Source organism: Adhaeribacter soli (genome assembly GCF_008727925.1).
GTDB classification, from domain to species: domain Bacteria; phylum Bacteroidota; class Bacteroidia; order Cytophagales; family Hymenobacteraceae; genus Adhaeribacter_A; species Adhaeribacter_A soli.
The window spans coordinates 181,148-201,516 of sequence record NZ_VTWT01000001.1 but is presented as its reverse complement, the minus strand read 5'-3'; the positions used below and the strand labels follow the sequence as shown (position 1 = coordinate 201,516).

Sequence of the window (20,369 nt, the reverse complement as noted above, 5' to 3'; positions counted from 1 at the left end):
TTCAGGCATTTCGTAAGTACGAAGGTTTTATTTTCACTTGCTGCCCGTTCCGGCAGCCCAGCAGATGCCCCAGGCAAAGATTTCTCTCCCGGCCCGTGAAAAAAAGATACACATAAATTTTATGTTCAACCTTAAAAACTAATTCGTTATGATGCCTTCAAGAAGAACCAGCAATGTACCTGCAACCGGCAGCATCCTTCCCGACCTGATCGGCGACATGAACCGCCTGTTCGAGAACGATTTTTTCGGAAACCGCTTTATGCCGGGCCAGCTCATGCAGAATGTACCGGCCACCAACATCCGCGAAACCGAAAAAGAATACCAGATCGAAGTAGCCGCCCCGGGTCTGAACAAGGAAGACTTTCACGTAGATGTTCAGAACCGCATGCTGATTATTAGTGCGGAGAAAAAGATGGAAAAAAACGAGGGCGATGAAAACTTTACCCGCCGCGAATACAACTTCAGCTCGTTCCAGCGCTCGTTCCGCCTGCCGGAAACCGTACGCGAAGAAGATATCGATGCTTCGTACAAAAACGGCGTGTTAATGCTGACCATTCCGAAAGTGGAAGAAACCGGCAAACAGAAACGGCGCCAGATCAACATAAAATAACCTTTTTATCATTCAAAAATGGCAGGTTGAACCTGCCATTTTTTTTGCCCATGCCTTACTTTTTCCCTTATAAATTCTAGCATTTCCGCCCTGCCGGACTGAAGTTTATCTTTCCTTAATTGGCAGCCCGGTCATACTTCCTTTTCCTGAATTCAAACTCTGCCAAACCTTCTGAATCCGGCTTGTGCCGCTAACTTGCTGATTGGTACGGATCACTAAATTATGCCAACTTAATAAAGCTAACAGGGTTTTTAACTAGCTGGGTACCTATGCTTAAGTTGTAAATTCTGCCGGAATTATTCAGAATTTTTCCCTCGCCTGAGCCTGAATTGCAATTAGCAGATTTATAAAATGGTAGCCTGCAGACAAAAAAAACCGGTGCCGAATTATGCAACCACCAAGGGATCAGTTCACTTTATTCTATGATGTTTTTCAGGCCCTGCCGGACCCTTATCTTATTTTATTGCCAGATGCCCCCCGCTTTACCATTTTTGATTTGAATGGCAGGAACGAAATCCTGAATAATTATAATCGGGAAAAGGTTATCGGGAAAAGCTTTTTTGAAGTTTTCCCACCAAATCCGTGGGACCGGGAAAATAACGGCGCAGAAAAAATAATAGAATCACTGTTTCAGGTGCTCGAAACCAAAAAGCCGCACCAGACAAACCTGCTGCGTTACGATATCCGCATACCCGGGTCCAATAAGTTTGAAATCAGGTATTGGGTAATCCACCATTCACCCGTTCTGGATGCAGCCGGAAATTTAAAATACATTCTGAATTCAGCTTCGGATATGACCTCGCTGGTATTGCTGCAGGAACAGGATAGACGCAGGAATCTTATTCAGATCCGGAACGACCAGATTCTACATTCCCTCATAGACCAGAACCCGGACGCCGTATACTTTTTCGACCTGAACGGCCACTTTACCAGTGCCAATAATGCAACCCTGGACATTACGGAATGCAGCTATGGAGAACTCATGCAAATGACTTTCTTTCAATTTGTACTCCCTCAAGATCGTCCCTATATCAAAGAGCATTTTCAGGCGGCCGCCCATGGCATACCACAATCCTATGAAGCGCCAATTATTTCAACGAAAGGCACTTGGAAAATACTTTTTATTACCAATTTACCCATTTGGATAGAGAATAGCGTAGTCGGGGTTTATGCCATCGCCAAGGACATTACTGCCTATAAGCAAGCGGAGGCAGCCTTATTGGAATCGGAACAACGCTACCGTAAACTATTCCTGAACAGCCCTATGCCTATGTGGGTATTCGATAATATTACCCTACGGTTTATAGATGTAAACGAAGCCGCCTTAAACAAATATGGGTACTCCCGGCAGGAATTTTTACACATGACCTTATTAGATATCATTCCGCCTGCATACCAGAAGGCCCGGCTGGAAACTATAAAAAAATATCATCCCCGGAAGGCCACTTACAAGGAATTTACCCGCCACAAAACCAAAGCCGGGGAAGAGCTTTACATCGAAGTTCATGCCCTTCCGGTATTGAATAATGGTTCGGAATGCAGTCTGATTGTATCTAACGATATAACGAATATTGTTTTAGCGCAACAGAACCTGGAAAGAAATAATGAGGAAAAAAGACAAATCCTGGAAAGTATTACCGACGGCTTCATTTCCCTGGACCCAAACTTTACCGTGAAGTCCTGGAACAAGGAAGCAGAGCGGATTTTAGGTATAAAAAAGGAGGATGCCCTGAACAGGAACTTAACGGAGCTTCTGCCTAAATACCCTCCCACCCGGTATTACCGCGATTTCTCGAAGGCGCTTCGTGAAAATAAACCGGTACATTTCCAGCAATTGCTTTACACCCGTAAGATCTGGGTCGACCTGAGCGCCTACCCTTCCGTTAATGGCCTGTCGGTCTTTTTCCGGGATATTTCGAAGGAAAAGCTTTTCTGGGAAATGGAGCGCTTAGGCAAGACCGTACTGGAGAAAAATGCCCGGCCCAATGCCGGGCTGCCGGAAACTCTGAACTATTATTTAACCGAGATCGAGCATTTGCACGACGGCATGATCTGTGCCCTTTACCGGGTTGAAAACAACCGGCTCGTTACCATTGCCGCCCCAAGCTTGTCCGATTCGTTTATCCGGTCGGTAAACGGCACAGACCTGAGTGACTTTACGGCCTTTTGCACCGTCTCCCTGCCCGATCAGGACAAGGTAGTGGTGGCAGATATCGAAGAAGGGATACCTATTTCTGAATTCCGGAAACTGGCCAGAACAGAAGGGTTGTGCGCCTGCTGGACCTACCCGATAATCGGAACGCACCAGGATATGATCGGCATACTGGTGGTGTATTACAAGAATGTAAGGATCCCGACTCCTCAGGAAGAAACTTCTATTGAAGCCGCCCGGAACCTGGTGCTGCTGCTCCTGGAGAATAAGCTGGCCGAAGCGGAAGTCCAGCTGGGCAAAGAGCGTTACCTGCAGGCCGAAAACGCCAACCGGGCCAAAAGCGAATTCCTGGCCAATATCAGCCACGAGCTTCGCACCCCTATGAATGCCATTCTGGGCTTTTCGGAAACCCTGCAAAGCCTGGTAAAAGATAAAACGGCCCTTGGGTACCTGCGCACCATCCAGGCCAGCGGCAACGCCCTGTTGCGCCTGATAAACGACCTGCTCGATCTATCGAAAATTGAAGCCGGACGGATGGAACTGGTTTCCGAAAAGGTGCTGCTCCGGCAGTTGCTTCAGGAAGTGAATGACATGTTTATGCCGGCAGTAGAGAAAAAAGGCCTGACTCTCAATACGGACCTGGCGCCCGATCTTCCGGATACCTTTCAGCTGGACGAAACCCGCCTGAGGCAGATCCTGATAAATTTAATCGGCAACGCCGTAAAATTTACGCCGAAGGGCAGCATAACGGTAAGCGTGGAAGCCATCAATATAAAACCCCGGAAACATGTTTGCAACCTGGTTATTTCGGTTACCGATACCGGCATCGGGGTTCATAAAGAAGACCAGAAAATAATATTTGAAATGTTCTGGCAGGCCCCCCGGGTAATTAAAAAACAATACGGCGGCACCGGGCTCGGCTTAGCCATTACCCGGCGACTGGTAGAACTTATGAATGGCACGATCAACGTGGAAAGCCGGCCCGGAGAAGGCACCACTTTTAAAATTATACTTCAGGATGTGCTCTTCTTTAAAACCAAAGAACTTATTTCTGAAGCCGAAGAACCGGACCTGAGCAAATTCCGGATCGATTTCTATAATCCTACCCTGCTGGTGGTAGACGATGAAAAAACCAATACCGATCTGGCTAAAGCCTTTCTGGCAGATAAAAATATTAAGGTAAAAACAACCAACAGCAGTAAAGAAGCCATAAAGCTTGCCGCCAAAACCTCTCCTGACTTAATTCTGATGGATCTGGTAATGAAGGAATTGAATGGACAAGAAGCGGCAAAGGCCATAAAGCAAAATAAAAAAACGGGGCATATTCCCATCATTGCCTTCACGGCTTCGGTCAAAAAGCCCAACGGAATAGCAGATAAAGAATTGTTCGAAGCGGTATTCGCCAAGCCCGTAAACAAACGCCAGCTCCTGGAGATCCTGGTACGCTACCTGCCGCACCGCACCGAAGCAATATCCACTCCGGAAGAAAACCCGGTAGAGCACGGCCAAAAGATAGCAGAACCGGAGAAGCAGGCGCTGCTGCAGAAAACGGCCGGGAAGCTGCAGGAGTTTTCCCGCCAGGCAGCCGAACTGGCCGATGTACTTGATCTGGAATCGATTACAACGCTGATTACCCGGCTCAACGCTTACATGCAAAAGCATAAGCTTCACTTTTTACTTGCGCAATATCTGAAGCAATTGTCGGTAGCCCGGAGCAGTTTCGACGTAGAAAGCTTAAGGAAGCTTTTGCTCGAGTTCCCGCAACCAGATCAATAATACCCATTTTTATGCATGCACCGGAATTTAACCTAAGCCAGCGGCAGGAAAAAAGCGTAGTGCTGGTGGTGGACGATAACCCGAAAAACCTGCAGCTGGTGGCCACGGTATTAAACCCGTATTACCGGTTGCTGTTAACGGGTTCCGGGCACAAAGCCATCGAAATTGCCCATAAAATTCAGCCCGACCTCATTCTGCTCGATATCATGATGCCGGAAATTTCGGGTTACGACGTGTGCGAGATCCTGAAAAACGACAACGGCACCCGGCATATTCCGGTGATCTTCCTTACTGCCAAAAGCGAGGAAGAAGACATTGTAAAAGCTTTCGACATTGGCGGCGCCGATTACATAACCAAACCCTTTAAAACCAAGGAATTACTTACCCGGGTAAACACCGTAATTTATTTAAGCAATAATCGAAAACGCCTCCGGCAGGTGATCGATCTGGTACCGCACCGGTTATACGCCAAAGATATTGAAGGCAACATTGTGCTGGCCAATAACGCCGCCGCCGAATTTTACCAGAAAAAAGTAGAAGATATTCTGGGCTTGCCCGAACCCGCTTTGCCCGAAGGCTGCGAATACGAAATAGTGATAGACGAAAAGCTTTGTCCGCCCGGCGACGGGTACAATGAAGTACAGACCTGTGAAGAACACCTGAAGCTGCCCGACGGGAGACGCCGGTTTTACCAGACGAATAAAATACCGTTTACTTTTTCCGGCACCAAACTGCCGGCCCTGCTGCAGATTTCCATGGACGTAACCGAGCTGAAGGAAAAGCAGGAAGAAATAAACCGCCTGAACCAGCAGCTTCTGCAGCACAGCGCCTACAAAGACAAACTGCTTTCCATTATTGCCCACGACCTGGTAAACCTGATCTTCAGCAACGAAATTGCCCTGATGCTAATCCTGAAAAGCGGCGAAACGATCTCGAAAGAAGAGATTCTGGCCGAAGTAGACAAAGCGCGGCGCAATACAAGCAAAACCCTGGACCTGCTTAACGATCTGCTGATGTGGTCGATGGCCCAGTTCAAATCTGTAACTTTTACTCCGGTAAACTTATCGCTCAACGCCGAACTCCGGAAACTGGCCGGGCACATGCAAACCCAGGCCGAAACCAAAGGCGTAAGTCTGGTTCTGGAACTGTCCGGCGAATTGCAGGTAAACGCGGACCGCAACATGCTGCAGACCATTATGCGCAACCTGGTATCGAATGCCATAAAATTTTCGGAACCCGGCAAAACCATTACCATTACCGCAAATCCGGAAAAGCAGAAGGCAAAGATCAGCGTGATAGACGAAGGCATTGGCATGAGTCCGAAAGCGGTAAAAAGTATTCTGCACCGCAACACCGAAAACGTGGTTTCCTTTGGCACGGAAGGCGAAAAAGGCACCGGCCTGGGCCTGAACCTGAGCCAGGAATTTATTGAACAGCATGGCGGCAAACTAAAAATAAAAAGCAAACCCGGCCAAGGCAGCACCTTTACCTTTACCCTGCCTCTGGTTAGTAGCCGGAAATAATGACAAGGAAGGCAGTTGCTGGCTTCGACTGGTTAATTTATCGAACCTGAATTGGTTGGTGAAAGGCTAAGCTTGTACACTGTCAGGTTAATAACAAGAATTTGCTTGACGGGATTTGTAATCCCGTCTTAACCGAGCCGTGGAATTTGTAACCCCCTTTCTAAAAATCAACTTGACTATGTACTAGCCTCAGCAAAGCTAACCCGACTTAAGCCTGCTGCCTTCCACCAGACTGGATAATTGCCAGGGCACTTTTTTCCGGAAAAACATAGCATTAGTTAACGGGTTTATGCAACAGATAATTTACTTTAATAAACCAGAAATCTTATGATCAGAACAGCCCCATTTGAAACGAAACTGGCAGAATACGAAGCTTGGTTCGAGCGCTACCCCAACGTTTTCCAGTCGGAAGTGGAAGCCATCCGCGATTTTCTGCCACCGGGCAACAGCCGCGGTTTGCAGGTAGAGATCCGCACCGGCCATTATGCCGAAGCGCTCGGAATAAAAGAAGGTACCGAATCGGTTGCCGCCATGCGGGACGTTGCCATTAAAAAAGGCTTTGAAGTAATGGATACCACCGCCGAAGCCCTGCCTTACAAAGACATTACCTTCGATTTTGTGCTGATGAATTTCTGCATCAGTTATTTCAACGACGTACAGGCAGCCTTCCGGGAAGCCCAACGCGTACTGAAGCCCGGCGGCATCCTGATCGTGGGTTTTGTAGACCGCGACAGCCCTCTGGGAACTGAATACGAAGAAAAAAGGGAAACGAGCCCCTTCTACAAACACGCGAATTTCTATGCCCCGAAAACGGTAATAAACTGGCTCTTGGAAACCGGCTTTACCCAGGTTAAACCAGTACAAACCCTCTTTAACCCGCTCGATCAGATAAACGATACCCAGCTTGCCAAACCTGGTTATGGCGAAGGCTCTTATGTAATAATTGGTGCGATCCGGAAATAGATTTAAGAGGAAAAACTTAGTAAGCGAATTTACGCAAGCGCCGGTTTTAGTGTTCATCGCGCAAGTTTAGCGGAGCGTAACTTGTGTGTAATTTATTGTTCAGTTTGCAACTGAACTTGCCTGCAAGGCAACCAAAACTGCTGCAATGAAATTCCAGTGTAGATGTCAACAAAACCGGCTTTACAAACTTACTAAAATAGCTGTCGCAAGTTTAGGCTCTACCGCATTAATGCCTTCTGATAACCAGGTTTAAAGGAGCAAGCTACTGATCATTTACTCCGGAATTCCATGGCAGCAGCTTTGATTGCCTTGCAGGCAAGGTCAGTTATAAACTGACCAGATGTTTACCTACAAGTTACGGCTTCGCCTAAACTTGCAGTATGCACCTTAAAAATAAACGCCGGCTGAACACCAGTTTAAACTGACAACTTCCTGTTGCAAACTAAAAACCAAGTCATAAACTTTAATCCGGGAAAAGAGTAAAACCGATTCCGGTAAGTAGGAAAAGGAAAAGCCTGAGGCTTAAAACTTCAGCATGCGGAATATACCGGACTAAATAACTTTACCAAAGTTCTCTGAAAAACGGTATTTTTTTAATCGAAAAAAGCATGAAACTTTCTTCCGCTGTATTTACCCTGGCAATTGCATTTGGTGCAGCCGGCATCTCCTGCAACCAGAAAACGGCTAGCCAAAACGAAAATGGCCATGCAAAGGCTTCTAACGCAACTGCCACGAACCAAACCGGACAAAAAGGTTGCACTCCGCTGGAAACCAGAAAGGCTAATTCCCCTGACCAGAAGCCAGCCTTTGAAGGCCAAACCCGGGCCTGTGCCATGAAATCGGAAACTCCTATTAGCGTAGAAGTACTGGCAAAAGGCCTGGAAAAGCCCTGGGCGGTAGAACCTTTGCCCAACGGCGATCTGCTCATTACCGAAAAACCGGGCCGGATGCGGATCATTTCGGCCTCCGGCAATATGGGCCAACCCCTAACCGGTTTGCCGCCGGTAGACTATGGCGGTCAGGGTGGTTTGCTCGATGTAGAACTCAGCCCGGATTTTAAAACCAGCCGGATGATCTACTGGAGTTTTTCCGAACCGCGGAAAGGCGGCAACGCGACCAGTGTGGCCCGCGGCAAACTTTCTGCCGACAACACCAAACTGGAACAGGTTAAAACGATTTTTCGGGCCATGCCTACTTACGATGGTAAAATGCACTTCGGCTCGCGCCTGGCCTTTGGACCGGATGGTATGGTATACGTGACCCTTGGCGAACGCTCGGATAAAGAAATCCGGCCGCAAGCCCAGCACCTGAACAGCCACATGGGTAAGATCCTCCGCATCACGCCCGATGGTGCTCCGGCTCCCGACAACCCCTTTATCGGCCAGAAGAACGCCATGCCGGAGATCTGGACCCTGGGCCACCGCAATGTGCAGGCAGCAGCTTTCGATGAGAAGGGCCAATTCTGGATAGTGGAAATGGGCCCGCAAGGCGGCGACGAACTGAACCTGATCGAAAAAGGCAAGAACTACGGCTGGCCACTGATAACCTTCGGCGAAGAGTATTCCGGCAGCCCGGTACCAAATTCCGTTACCGATAAGCCCGGTTTTGAGCGCCCCGTGTACTATTGGGATCCGGTAATTGCCCCTTCCGGCGCTCAATTCTACTCCGGTAGCCTCTTTCCGGAATGGCGCGGCAACCTGTTCGTCGGCAGTCTGAAAGACCAACTACTTGTGCGTCTGAAACTGGAAAATAACCGCGTGGTTGGCGAAGAACATTTGCTGGCAGACCGGAGCAAACGCATCCGCGATGTACGCCAGGGCCCCGATGGCGCTTTGTATGTAGTAACCGATCATTCGGATGGGGAGCTCTGGAAAATTGTTCCTAAGAAATAATTCTTGAATTAAACAAGTTAGCCTGAAATGTAACTCAACGTTTTTCTGAAACGCTATTGTTTTTGCTTAGAAAAGCAGCACAACTTATTTTACCTGTAGTCAGAAATTAACCTCCCGGTTCGCAATGTTCAAGGAACAAGCTGAACCGGGAGGTTAATTTTTTTAATGTAGTAAAACAGATTTATAAGCTTCTGGTAAAATTAATTAGAACCGACAAAACCAGCTGGCTCTGCAGGTCGTCTAAGGAATGCATTTCTTCTAAACTAAACCGGCTGTACAATAAAGTTATTTCTCAAGCAGGTTTGTCTGAACACGATTTTAGGGATTAATAAGATTTACAGGATTTATTTTCGAAAAATGCATCCGAATACAGAAGCGAGGAATGCTCAAAAAGTAAAAATCGCGAAATACAGTTCTGTGAAATTTCAAACAATCTTGCGCTTACAGCAGCATTTTTGGCAACCCTGTAAACTTCTCTTCTCTTCTCTTCTCTTCTCTTCTCTTCTCTTCTCTAATTCCGCTCCCCTCCCGAAATAGACTTTTCGGGAGGGAAAAATCATACAATTCATTAAATCATAGTTCAGACATAAAGGCCGCTTAATAAAGTAGTACAGCAAAAGCTTCCTATATCTTACACAAACATTTCTAAACCTCACCCAAACACTGGTTTCGGCCTTATTTATCCGCTAATTCCGCTACAAATTCCGACTTCCGCAACTAATGCTTTAAAGGTAAAGCACTTAAATGCAGAAAACCGGTGCAACATAATCCATTTTCCGGTGGTCATTAAAAAACAAAGCCTTTGTTGAAGCCTGAATGCAACAGGTAATTTTCTCTAGTTCCTAAAAACAAATCAACCTGATATGTAACGAAATATTCCACGCTAACCATTCTGCTTATGCAATCGCCTACTACCCGCTCGGAATTATTTTTGGTAAAATTGTCCGGCATTCTCCTGCTAGCTGCTTTCCTGTGGTCATGGAAGCCAAACCCCTCTACAATTGCCGGTTTTCTGGTCGATCTCCGTTTAAAGTTCAACTATTATTCCGAGGCCAACTATACGAATAAAATTTACCTGATTTCGGACAAACCCTTATACGAACCAGGCGAAGTGGTCTGGTACAGTGTGTTCAACCGGAACGGCAATACGCTGGCGCACCAGCCCGGCCAATTGGTAATTCAGTTAATCGGCCCGCAGGGTACCGTGGAGGCCACCCAATACACGAACTACAACTCCACCGACAACATTTACAAGGGAAGTTTCGATCTGAAACCCGACCAACCCGGCGGCCTTTACAAGCTCAAAGTTTATGGAAACAACTCCGGCCTGAGCGAGAACAACCTGGCTTTTGAACGGGAATTTCAGGTGCAGGAGGTAGTTATGCCGCGATTGAAACTGACCCTGGATTTTGAACAGAAAGCCTACGGTCCCGGCAGTCTGGTAAGTGCAAAAGTAAAGGCCTTAACCAACGAGAACCGCCCCCTCAGCGGAACTACTTTCGATTTTGTGGTAAGCCTGAAAGGGGAAAAAGTGGAACAGGCCAAAGGAACCATCGATAAAAAAGGGAATGCCCTGGTTAAATTCAAATTGCCTCAAACGCTTACCAGTACCGATGGCCACCTGAACCTGATCTTCAAACATGAAGGCATCTACGAATCCGTTTCCAAATCCATTCCCATTGTCCTGAATAAAGTACAACTGAACTTCTTCCCGGAAGGCGGAGAACTGGTAAACGGATTGCAAAGCCAGTTAGCCTTCCGGGCCTTGAACGAGTTTAACAAACCCGCCGACGTAAGCGGTCAGGTGCTCGACCAGGACGGCAAAGTGGTGGCTTCTTTCAGCAGTTTCCACGATGGCATGGGCGAATTCAGTTTTAAACCGGAAGCGGACAAAACCTACAAAGCCCGCCTGACCAGCCCGGCTGGAATCACTTCTACCTATCCCTTGCCGGAACCCATGGAATCGGGCTATGTGCTGCAGGTCTCCCGGCCGGAAGGGGAAGTTTTAAAAGTGAATATCCGGTCCGCTATTACCGCCAGGGCCGCTTTGGTCGGGCAAATACGCGGTCAGATGTACTACGAGAAGGTCCTGAACTTAAAGCCCGGCGACAACCCCGTAGAATTCTCCACTGCTGACCTGCCAATCGGGGTTTTGCAGCTGACGCTTTTCGACCAGAAAACCATTGAACGCGCCGAAAGACTGGTCTTCGTAAATAACCACAAGCAATTACAACTAAAGATAAAGACCGATAAGGAGAAATACCTGCCCCGGGAAAAAGTACGCCTTACCGTTTCGGCCACCGACGAAACCGGCATGCCCATGCCGGCCGACGTCATGGTGTCGGTAGTAGACGACCAGCTGCTTACCTACATGAACGACAAGTCCAGCAATATTCTGTCGTGGATGCTGGTAGAAACGGAAATTAAAGGCAAGGTAGAAGAGCCCAGATTCTATTTCGACAAAGAAGAACCCAAAGCGCCGGTAGCTCTGGACCTGTTGCTGAAAACTGGTGGCTGGCGCCGGTTTACCTGGCAAGCCGTTAAGCATGTGCAACTCCCGCATTACCAGTATTCCGGCGAAAAATTACTCCCCAAAAATCGGTATAAGATTGAGTATAAAATCCAGTCGGGTTACAACGAGGTTGCGGGCCAGGTAAGCCTGTTCAACGGCTATCCCATTCCGCAGAACAGCCAGGTTAAACTAATCAGGCAAGGCCAGCTCTTGCAAACTACTACTCCCGCTGCCGATGGCTTCTTCAGGTTCCGGAATACAAGCCAGGGCAAGTACGATATTGAAGTTCTGATGGAAGGCTACGATCCTGGCTTGATAACCGGTATTGAGGTGGAGGGTTACTACAGTCCGCACGTTAAGGTCTTTTATCCTGTTAAAACTCATACGGTAGCAGGAAATACCGGCAAAACCAAACGAACTACCCAAGCCGTTAACGTTACTTATTCACCTTCCCGTTATACCGCTAAAATTGCCGGCAAAGCAATCGACAAAGCAACCCGGGAGCCACTTGCTTTTGCAACGGTAATTCTTAAACAGAAAGGCGTGCAAAAAGCTTATGGAACAACCGATATTGACGGCGATTATGCTATTGCCGGAATACCCCCGGGTACTTACACCGTGGAAACGGCTTATGTGGGGTATAGACCGCGCGTAATTACCGGTGTAGAGTTAAAGGAAGAAAAAACCACTTCGCTTCGCCTGGAGCTTCTTGCATCCGTTACGCAATTGGCTGAAGTATCGGTAACCGCTTACCGCGAACCGATTATTGGCCCGGAAAAAGTGGGTCAAACCTTGTCTTCCGAGCAGATCAGGAAAATGGCTACCGTAGATGTAGGAACACGTGTTGCTACCGCTTCCGGCATTAGTTCAGCCGATGGCGGAAGAGGGCTCAGCCTCCGGGGCTCCCGCAATACCGGTACGGTTTACTATGTGAACGGCGTGAAACAACTGGTTTCACCCAACCTTCCGGCGAGCTCCATCAGTAGCGCAAAGCCCCGGGTCATTAAGAGCAACAGCCGGAACCTGGATAATAAACTGGAAACAAAGGAAGGGACCAATAAAGCCAAAACGCCGGCCGAACCGCACAGCTACACCCGCATCCGGGAATTTGCCGCACCGGTTTACACATCAAGTGAACCGATAACGGAACGAACCGATTTCCGGAGAACGCTTTTCTGGCAGCCGGCCCTAAAAATAGGCCGGAGCGGCGTGGCGGTACTGGAATTTTACACCGGCGATGATATTACTTCTTACAATATTCTGGTGGAAGGAATTTCTACGGATGGCAGCCCCGGCCGAAAAGAACACAAATTCTACTCCCAGCTGCCCTTCAGCGTAGCTGCCAAATTACCGGAAGTCACCTTGCAGCACGACCGCTTAAGCGTTCCCTTAATTCTTAAAAACAATACCGGAAAAGATGTAACCGGCAACTTAAATATAAAGCACCCCGAAGGATGGAAATTTCTGGGCCAGGAAAACAAAAACCTGGTGGTAAAAGCCAATAGTACCGCTACTTTTTACCTTGACTATCTGGTTACCGGCGCTTCGGGAAATTCCAGTTTTGCAGCTGCTTTCGAAGCCCAGGGCCACCGAGACGGCTTCAGCCAGCCGGTAAAAGTAGAGCAACGCGGCTACCCCGTGAGTCAATCCATTGCCGGCGACCACAAAGAAAAGGAATACCAGCTCGACATGACCAACATGACGCCGGGCACCGCCCAGATCTCTTTTTCAGCGTATCCGTCGGTGGTTACCGATCTGCTGAAAGGCATTGAGGGAATTTTGCGGGAACCTTACGGCTGTTTTGAACAAACTGCATCTTCCAGCTACCCTAACCTGATGGTGCTCGATTACCTGAAAGAACAAGATAAGCCCGACCTGAACGCCATGGCCAGGGCCGAAGAACTGATGGATAAAGGTTATAAACGGCTTACGACCTTCGAAACGAAAGAAAAAGGCTATGAGTGGTTTGGCGGCGTACCTGCCCACGAAGGCTTAACGGCTTACGGTCTGCTGCAATTCACGGACATGAAAAGGTTAGGCTGCAACGTGGATCCGGATATGCTGGAAAGAACCCAAGCCTGGATGCTGAACCGCCGGGATGGCAACGGGGGCTTCAATCTTTCGGCCAGAGGGTTTGGTTACGGCCGGGCGGATGCTGCTATTACCAATGCTTATATTGTCTATTCCTTGGCGGAAGCGGGCAACAAAGAGCTGAAAAAAGAAATGGACCAGGTTTTTCTTGCAAGCGAAAACTCCAGCGATCCTTACCAGCTTGCCTTAACCACCAATGCCCTTTTTGCCTCCGGCGATAAGGATCGCGGCCAGACCTGTTTAACGAAGCTCCTGAAACTGCAGGCAGATAATGGCAGCTGGACCGGCACCAGACACTCCGTTACGTATTCCACCGGGCAAGCCTTACAGCTGGAAACTACCGCGCTGGCCGTGCTGGCAATCCTGAAAGCCGACCAGAAACCGATGCAGCAACTTCAGAAAGGCGTAAAATTTCTCTTACAATCCCGCAACGGTTATGGCAGTTTTGGATCCACGCAGGCTACCCTTTTAACGCTGAAAGCCTTAACCGCTTACGCCCGCTTCAGCAAACGCACCAGCGAAGACGGCACCGTGCAGCTTTATGTGGAAAGCAAAAAGGCCGGCGAAAAAAGCTACTTGGCAAACCAAACCGGCGAAATCCAGATAAACCAGCTTGAAAAACATTTTGAAAAGCCAGGCAATTACCGCGTAAAAGTTCAGTACCAGAAAACCAGCAACCCGCTTCCCTATTCCATGGCCCTGAATTATTATTCCAACCTGCCGCCCAGTTCCCCGGATTGTAAAGTTAGACTGGAAACGGACCTGCGCGCTGCAGAAGCTGTGGTGGGCAGCACAGTCCGGTACCAGGTGAAACTTAAAAATGAAAAGGCCGAAGGCTTACCCATGACTTTGGCTTTGATAGGAATTCCGGCGGGCATGTCCGTGCAGCCGTGGCAGTTGAAAGAGCTTCAGGAAAGGAAAGTGATCGACTATTATGAAATTACCGGTAACCGCCTGGTTTGCTACTTCCGCGACATGGCCCCATCCGAAGAAGTGGAAGTAAACCTGGACCTGAAAGCAGAATTCCCCGGCACTTTTGAAAGCCCTGCCAGCGCAGCCTACCTCTACTACACCAACGAACACAAGTATTGGGTGGCAGGCACTAAAATCAGTATTAAGGCGGAATAAAACGGTATGATCTGAGCGGAAAAAGCAGCTTTAACAGGCTGCTTTTTCTTGATCAGGATGACACTCTTAGACATTTTTTAAATGTGGCATTTGTAGCCTGCGGAAAACCTTTCTTACTTCTCCTCAAGTAACCCAGATTTGCACGTTTTAAAATCCTTATTTTTTTTTGATAAATGGTTGTAAGTCAATTGAAACCCATACATTTTAAGATAAGCAGGTCCAAAATTATACGTTAGCTATCAGCTATCCCTTCGGCAATCATCTTCCGGCTTCAAGGCCGCTTTCAGAAACGGAAATTGCAAGCAAAGCATTTTTACCGCATGCCTGGCCTTATTATTTCTGGGTGATTTCGCACACAACCTATGGGAAAAATCCCATTAAAACAAACAAAACAATTCATAACATTTTGACTTATAAGCCAAAACATCAACCAAGGTTTTTAAGCAGCATTTTACCTGATTATGGCTTCTTCAACTAAGTATTTACTTTTACCACCGAGCTCACAAAACTACTTATGCAAATCACAACAAACTTAAATGTTAGATTCTACTACCAACAATACAGTTACCAATTTTGCAGCAGGTCTTGGGCAACCGATAGAAAGAAGTACGGCTGAATTAATGATGTCCTTGTACCAGGCCAGAATTAACGCTGTCTCAGACATGTGCCCAACCCTGGGAATAAATGCAGCGCTAGAACCCAAAGTGTTGTTTTTCAATATCGATAACCTGAACGCTTTGATCGAAGCAGTGAAGGGCTCTACCAAACACATTGCTGTTTGTTTGGGCTTAACGGCAATGGATGAAAACGGGAATCCTGCTTTACCTGACCAGGGGCAAGTTTTAAAATTGCGGGAACTGGTTAGCCTGCAGGCGGAAGAAGATTACAATGAATATCAAACCAGGATTCAAAATATAAGCTTAGCGCAAACAGTATTAATTGCAGGGTGTGATGTGAGAGGCAACCTTGTAATTAATGAAGAAGGGGTGTACTCCTTTTACGATTTAGCCGGCCATTGCTGTAAGAGCTAACGCAATGGCCGCGCTAAATTGGAGTCTCCTTATTCAGCTTCAATTAAATTTTACCTTTGGTACAGGGTTAGTAAATTTACAGATTGCTAGCCCTGCGCTTTTTCTGACCAGTACTGCCCTTTAATGAACCACCTGTTATTCTTATTCTCTGTTTACCTGTGCATTTTATTTGCAAGCTTTCTGGCTAGTTTGTTTAACCGCAAAAACCTGGAAGGTTATGCCCCCCTTTTTTCCACTTTAACCGGGGTTACTTTTCTGGTAGAGAGCATAGCCTTTTACCGGCTTTTTTTTGCTTCCGAAAACACGCATTTTCTCTACCATTATTACCTTCCTTTCTGCTATACCTTAATTGCCCTTATTTACCGGAAAGCAGTCACAAAAACCTGGATCAAAAAAGCCCTTACTGTTTCCGTTCCTTTGTTCCTGGCCGCGCACCTTTTCCTGTCGGTTTTTGTGCAGCAAACAGATTCCGTAAATTCCTATGCCATCATGGGGGCCTCTTTCTTGATTATTCTAAGTTCTTTAAGCTATTTTTACGACCTGCTTACCAGGGCAGAGATCGTAAAGCTTTCGGCAACGCCTTTGTTCTGGATAAGCACGGGTAATATATTTTTCTACAGCGGGGCATTTTTCTTAATGGGCTTTTTAAATTACTTAATGAGGGAAGAGTTGGGACTGGCAAGCAAGCTGATCGTGATCAACTACTCTTTGAATTACCTTTTATATTCGCTTTACACCATCGGGTTTTTATGCGCGGGCCGGCTCAGGAAATCCTCATTGTAATTGGGGCGGGCACGGTCTTGCTGTTTGGCCTTGCCGTTTTTATCTTCCTTTTCATGGTGCTTTATCAGAAAAAAAGGTTTACGCACCTGCTGGAAAAGTCCGCCATGGAAGACGAATTTAACCGGGAAATTCTGCACTCGAAACTCGAAGTGCAGGAACAAACCTTCCTGATGATCTCCCAAGAAATCCATGACAATATCGGCCAGATCCTTTCCCTGGTTCGCTTAAACATCAGCACCCTGGATCTTGCAAATGCCACCAAAACCGAAAGCAAGATTTCAACCAGCAAGGAGCTATTAGACCAAGCCATTCAGGATTTAAGGGATCTTTCCAAACAATTGAACAGCGAGTACCTCAACCACCAGCATTTACCGGAATTGCTTCAGTTCCAGCTTGACCTTATCCGGAGATCCGGCGTTCACCAAGTCAACTTCCAGATCCAGGGGCAGGAGTATGAGGTGCAGCAAGATAAAAAGCTGCTCATTTTCCGAATTGCGCAAGAGGCCCTGAACAATGCCATTAAGCATGCCAGCGCGGCCAATCTGGAAGTAAGCCTGAATTACCTGCCGGAAAAGTTATTGCTCCAGATTAAGGATGACGGGATCGGCTTTAATCCCCAGCCCGCAGAAAGCAGCCAGGGTACCGGCGCATTCAACCTTCAATACCGGGCCAAACTCATTGGCGCAACCTATTCCATTAACAGTGAACCTTCACGGGGAACGCGAATAATTTTAGAAATTCCGAAGATCCAAATACATACCTATGACAACGCCCCAGCCCTCCAACGTTAAAGTAGTAATAGCAGACGACCACAAGCTCTTTCGGAAAGGGATCCTGGAGTTGGTAAACGACTTTGAAGGATTTACAGTAGTCTGGGAAGCGGAACATGGCAAAGACCTGGTTAACAAGCTCTCGCCCGAGAATTTACCGGAGATCATCCTGCTGGACATCAGCATGCCGGTTATGGACGGTTACCAAACGGCGGAGTGGCTCACCAAACACTACCCGGAAATAAAAGTGCTTGCCCTCTCCATGCACAATGATGACAACTCGATTTTAAGAATGCTCAGGTGCGGGGTAAACGGCTACATCTTAAAGAATACCGATCCTTCGGAACTTGAAAAAGCGCTTAGAACCTTAGAAACGGATGGCACCTATTATTCCAGCAGAGTGGCAGAGCTTGCAATAAAATGCTTACACCATAAGAAAAAGGAAGTACACCCGGATCTGAGCGAAAGGGAAATAGAATTTTTAAAACTAGCTTGTACCGAATTACCCTATAAATCGTTTGCGCCGCTGTTAAATATTCACCCCCGGGTGGTGGAATCTACCAGGGAAAATCTATTCAAAAAACTTGAAGTGGAGTCGCGGGTAGGGTTGGTTATTTATGCCATTAAGAACGGCATTTTTAAAATTGAATAAAACAGAAGTTGTTTACTTTTTTACAGAATTGTACCAGGAAGTGTCTGGCAGAATATTGCGACGGGTTATTGCCTGAACCTGACTTTCAGGATTTATTAAATTGATGGGATTTCTTACCCTAGTGCTCGACCAAATAAATTATTAAAATTTGCTTGACGGGATTTGTAATCCCGTCTTAACCGAGCCGAGGGATTTATTATCCCACTTTCTAAAATTAATTGGTAATGCACTGGGCAGCGTGTTCAGGAATGCGGGCAGACAGGTCCTAAAATCAGATAAATTGTTCCCAAATAATAATTCAGAACTTTCCCTGCGCCTTAAAATCGTGTTCAAAACACCGGCGCGACGGTACTATAATTAAACAAAAAACCCTGCAAGATATTCACTTACAGGGTTTTATAAAACTTGCAGAGAGGATGGGATTCGAACCCACGATACCCTTTTGGAGTATACACACTTTCCAGGCGTGCTCCTTCAACCACTCGGACACCTCTCTGTATTGCGATTGCAAAGGAAAGATTAAATTTCAGCTTTTGCAAGCTTTTTAAGCAAAATCTATCGCGTTTTTTAAATAGAAATTTCCCCTCTCAGGTCATGCTTCAGTAATTTACGGGTTTCAGATGACGGTAAGTTCAAGCCCAGCACGAACATCAGCTTGGTTATGGCGGCTTCGGTAGTAATGTCGGCGCCGCCGATGATGCCCATTTCTTCCAGGTACCGGCTGGTTTCGTAAAGGCCCTGATTCACGTTGCCTTCATCACATTGCGATACGTTGAGCACTACCAGGCCGGCTTGGATTGCTTCCTGCAGTGCATTTAAAAACCATGCTTCCGTGGGGGCATTACCGGCGCCGTAGGTTTCCAGTACCAGGCCGCGGAGGTCGTCGGCTTTTAGAATGCTGCGCACCACGCCTTCCGAAATTCCGGGAAACAGTTTTAAAACGGCTACCCGGTTGTCGAGCTGTTGGTGTACTTTAAAGGGCTTGTCGGGTTTGCTCAGGATCTGAGACTGTTCAAATTCCAGGTCGATTCCGGCTACTGCCAAAGGCGGGTAATTTCCGGATTTAAAGGCATCGAAATGGCTGCTTTCCACTTTTTTGGCCCGGTTACCGCGAAGCAGCAGGTTGTCGAAATAAATGGCTACTTCGGGTACCAGTACTTTTCCTTCCGCTCCGCCGGCGGCGGCAATTTCCAGAGCCGAAATCAGGTTCTCGCGGGCATCGGTCCGGATCTTGCCGATGGGCACCTGCGCACCGGTAAAAATTACGGGTTTGGCCAGGCCTTCGAGCAGGAAACTTAGGGCCGAAGCGCTGTAAGCCATGGTGTCGGTACCGTGCAAGATCACAAAACCGTCGTAGAATGCGTAATGCTCTTCAATTATTTTTGCCAGGTCGAGCCAGTGGTTGATGGAGACGTTTGAGGAATCGATGGGTTGGTTCAGGCTGAGCACGGTGAGCAGTACATTGAATTGCTGCAACTCCGGCACTTTGGCAATGATCTGCTCAAAATCGAAAGGGATCAGGTGCCGGCCGGTTTCGTCGTAAACCATGCCAATGGTGCCGCCGGTGTAAATAAGCAGTACTTTGGCCTGCGGATGCTCCGGCGCTGCCGTCAGGATATCTACTTTGGTGTAATTCATTTATTTCAGGCCGAAAAGTTTTTGGGCGTTTTTAGTGGTTTGTTCGGCCAGTTCCTCCACCGATATATTTTTGAGCTGAGCTACTTTTTCGGCAATCAGTTTCAGGTAAGCAGGTTCGTTGCGTTTGCCGCGGTGCGGTACCGGCGCCAGGTACGGGCAATCAGTTTCGAGCACAATTCTTTCGAGGGGAACTTCCGGCAGCACTTTGTCCAGGCCGCCGTTTTTGAAAGTCGCTACGCCACCAATACCCAGGTAGAAATTCAGGTCGATGGCTTTTTTTGCTTCTTCGGCCGTGCCGGAAAAACAATGAAAAATACCGGTCAGATTTTCGTGCTGGTTGCGGGCAATGATCTCGTAGGTTTCCGAAAAAGAATCGCGGGTATGCAGGATCAGGGGCAGCTGGAACTGAATGGCCCATGCTGTCTGCACCTGAAGCGCTTCCTGCTGCTGCGCCAGAAACGTTTTATCCCAGTACAGATCGATGCCGGTTTCGCCGATGCCAATGAATTTCCGTTTGTTCAGCCAGTCCTCGATCCGGTATAATTCCTGCTGAAAATCCTTTTTTACCGAACACGGGTGCAAGCCCATCATGGCCAGGCAGAGCTCCGGGTGGGCGGCTTCGGTTTCCAGCATCACATCTACCGAAGTATGGTCGATATTCGGCATCAGGATTTTGGTTACGCCTTCCTCCTGCGCCCGAAGCAAGGTTTCCTGCTGGTCGGCCTTAAAGTCGGCGGCATAAATATGGGCATGGGTGTCTATTAAATTCATGTTGAAAAACTATTCTGGTACTCCGGTAATTGGTAAAACAATTCAAAAGGGATATATCTAGTTTTTTTGAGGTCCCC

Annotated in this window: 12 protein-coding genes and 1 tRNA gene; 10 read left to right on the top strand and 3 right to left on the bottom strand. The window is 47.5% G+C overall.

All coding sequences use genetic code 11. The features are described 5' to 3' along the window. The first annotated feature begins 148 nt into the window (after positions 1 to 148). From F0P94_RS00765 to F0P94_RS00720, 10 genes are all read left to right on the top strand, one after another. On the top strand, positions 149 to 610 hold the full coding sequence (locus F0P94_RS00765) for an Hsp20/alpha crystallin family protein (protein ID WP_225307073.1): 462 nt from the start codon (positions 149 to 151) through the stop codon (positions 608 to 610). A 388-nt stretch (positions 611 to 998) separates the two neighbouring features. After that, positions 999 to 4,538 carry a hybrid sensor histidine kinase/response regulator gene (locus tag F0P94_RS00760; protein WP_150901795.1) on the top strand — a complete coding sequence of 1,180 codons (3,540 nt, stop codon included), beginning with the start codon at positions 999 to 1,001 and terminating at the stop codon, positions 4,536 to 4,538. 11 nt (positions 4,539 to 4,549) lie between these two features. Next, positions 4,550 to 6,061, top strand: a complete 1,512-nt coding sequence (locus F0P94_RS00755; RefSeq protein WP_150901794.1) for a response regulator — start codon at positions 4,550 to 4,552, stop codon at positions 6,059 to 6,061. Positions 6,062 to 6,388: 327 nt separating this feature from the next. Further along, on the top strand, positions 6,389 to 7,024 hold the full coding sequence (locus F0P94_RS00750) for a class I SAM-dependent methyltransferase (protein ID WP_150901793.1): 636 nt from the start codon (positions 6,389 to 6,391) through the stop codon (positions 7,022 to 7,024). A 608-nt stretch (positions 7,025 to 7,632) separates the two neighbouring features. Continuing rightward, a complete protein-coding gene (locus F0P94_RS00745) occupies positions 7,633 to 8,916 on the top strand; it encodes a PQQ-dependent sugar dehydrogenase (RefSeq protein ID WP_150901792.1) in 1,284 nt (427 codons plus the stop codon). A gap of 898 nt (positions 8,917 to 9,814) precedes the next feature. Beyond that, on the top strand, positions 9,815 to 14,647 hold the full coding sequence (locus tag F0P94_RS00740; RefSeq protein ID WP_150901791.1) for a carboxypeptidase regulatory-like domain-containing protein: 4,833 nt from the start codon (positions 9,815 to 9,817) through the stop codon (positions 14,645 to 14,647). Between the two features lie 536 nt (positions 14,648 to 15,183). Beyond that, positions 15,184 to 15,678, top strand: a complete 495-nt coding sequence (locus F0P94_RS00735; RefSeq protein WP_150901790.1) for a hypothetical protein — start codon at positions 15,184 to 15,186, stop codon at positions 15,676 to 15,678. Positions 15,679 to 15,801: 123 nt separating this feature from the next. After that, positions 15,802 to 16,461 (top strand): hypothetical protein, encoded by a 660-nt coding sequence (locus F0P94_RS00730; protein ID WP_150901789.1) that lies wholly within the window; start codon positions 15,802 to 15,804, stop codon positions 16,459 to 16,461. Continuing rightward, positions 16,428 to 17,252, top strand: coding sequence for a sensor histidine kinase (locus F0P94_RS00725; protein WP_150901788.1), 825 nt, complete (start codon positions 16,428 to 16,430; stop codon positions 17,250 to 17,252). The genes F0P94_RS00730 and F0P94_RS00725 overlap by 34 nt, the downstream gene beginning before the upstream one ends. Further along, on the top strand, positions 17,224 to 17,883 hold the full coding sequence (locus F0P94_RS00720; RefSeq protein ID WP_150901787.1) for a response regulator transcription factor: 660 nt from the start codon (positions 17,224 to 17,226) through the stop codon (positions 17,881 to 17,883). The genes F0P94_RS00725 and F0P94_RS00720 overlap by 29 nt, the downstream gene beginning before the upstream one ends. Before the next feature lie 408 nt (positions 17,884 to 18,291). Here F0P94_RS00720 and F0P94_RS00715 read toward each other — a convergent pair. The 3 genes from F0P94_RS00715 to F0P94_RS00705 form a co-directional block, all read right to left on the bottom strand. Beyond that, positions 18,292 to 18,379 (bottom strand) — tRNA-Ser (locus F0P94_RS00715). A gap of 71 nt (positions 18,380 to 18,450) precedes the next feature. Further along, entirely contained in the window at positions 18,451 to 19,521 is a 1,071-nt protein-coding gene (locus tag F0P94_RS00710; protein ID WP_150901786.1) for an asparaginase, read from the bottom strand. Continuing rightward, complete coding sequence (locus tag F0P94_RS00705; RefSeq protein ID WP_150901785.1) at positions 19,522 to 20,292, bottom strand: TatD family hydrolase; 771 nt, start codon at positions 20,290 to 20,292, stop codon at positions 19,522 to 19,524. It abuts the gene before it with no gap. Between the last annotated feature and the right edge of the window lie 77 nt (positions 20,293 to 20,369).